Source organism: Rhodococcus sp. P3_B8 (assembly GCF_056402775.1).
In genome coordinates this window covers 1-1,063 of record NZ_JBFUGT010000651.1, presented here as the reverse complement: position 1 = coordinate 1,063, position 1,063 = coordinate 1, and the positions used below count along the sequence as shown (strand labels likewise).

Sequence of the window (1,063 nt, the reverse complement as noted above, 5' to 3'; positions counted from 1 at the left end):
CCGTCCGGGTAGCGCGGGGTCCAGCCCAGACGCGCGGCCGCGACATGCCCGTGCTTCGGCAGTGCCCGGCCGTGGCTGTCACGACCGGTAGCGAGGACATCGAAGGTGGCCGGTTGCCACAGCCGTGAAATCAGCTCGGTTTCGGCACCGGAGATCAGGTCGAGCATCCACCCGACACGAATGTCGAGGTCGTCGAGTCCGATCGGCGCACCGGTCGCGTCATCGACAGCCAGGTAGGGGCGGGTGGTGAACGAGAACTGTCGCAGCGCAGTCAATCCGGTATCGGCCATCAGTTAGTCCATCTCCAACCGTGCTGCCGCGTCGCCCGGAAGAAGTCGACGTTGATTCTGCTTCGACCGCAATGGGTAGAAGCGGCCGGAAAACGAAGCGAGCACTGCCATGAAGTCATCCATCAGCCCCTCTACCAGCGACGTGTCCCCATGGTCACGCAGGACCTCGACCTTAACCCCGACCGCCGACAGGTACCGCTCGATCCACGCCACCGGAGAACCGCGCCAACCGATCCCGCCACACCACTCGCACCACCGTGAAGTGGCCCTTGGCTGCGTCCTCGAGCATCCGATTCAGTCCCGCTCGGGTCTCCCGCAGACCTGAACCACGATCCCTGTAGACCCTGTACACGGTGCCGGCGGCACTCTCACGCAGCATCCTTTCCTGATAGGCGAGCGAAGATTCCTGACCGGTCGAGCCGGACACCCGGCAGTACAACGCTTCCGCCCTGTCGGCTGGAACACTCTCCGGTGTAGGTCGACCCAGGTAGACGTCGAGATCCTCCCGATCGAAGACTCGCTGACCGGAACCTGTACGCCGAGAGGGTAACCGGCCCTCCGGCGCGGCCTTCCGGACCCCCACCACCGACATGTTCAGGTATGCCGCAGCTCGCCGATGCGCATGATCCGACTAGCAACAGGAAGGATTAGGAAGTATTAGGAAGTACGTCAACAGTTGAGAGCCTTCGGCGGCGGGGGAGTCGGGCCGTCACAGGTCGGCCGGCTCCCCGCGCCTCGCTCAGATGGCTCACGGCGCAGTCAACCCTTCGATG

General features: G+C 64.3%; 2 protein-coding genes and 1 pseudogene. All 3 read right to left on the bottom strand.

All coding sequences use genetic code 11. The features are described 5' to 3' along the window. A pseudogene (locus tag AC1D1G_RS45490) lies at positions 1-290 on the bottom strand (transposase); the annotation flags it as partial. Between the two features lie 3 nt (positions 291-293). Continuing rightward, positions 294-503 carry a recombinase family protein gene (locus tag AC1D1G_RS45485; protein WP_477956969.1) on the bottom strand — a complete coding sequence of 70 codons (210 nt, stop codon included), beginning with the start codon at positions 501-503 and terminating at the stop codon, positions 294-296. Continuing rightward, positions 463-882 (bottom strand): recombinase family protein, encoded by a 420-nt coding sequence (locus AC1D1G_RS45480; protein ID WP_283332500.1) that lies wholly within the window; start codon positions 880-882, stop codon positions 463-465. The genes AC1D1G_RS45485 and AC1D1G_RS45480 overlap by 41 nt, the downstream gene beginning before the upstream one ends. Positions 883-1,063: the final 181 nt, after the last annotated feature.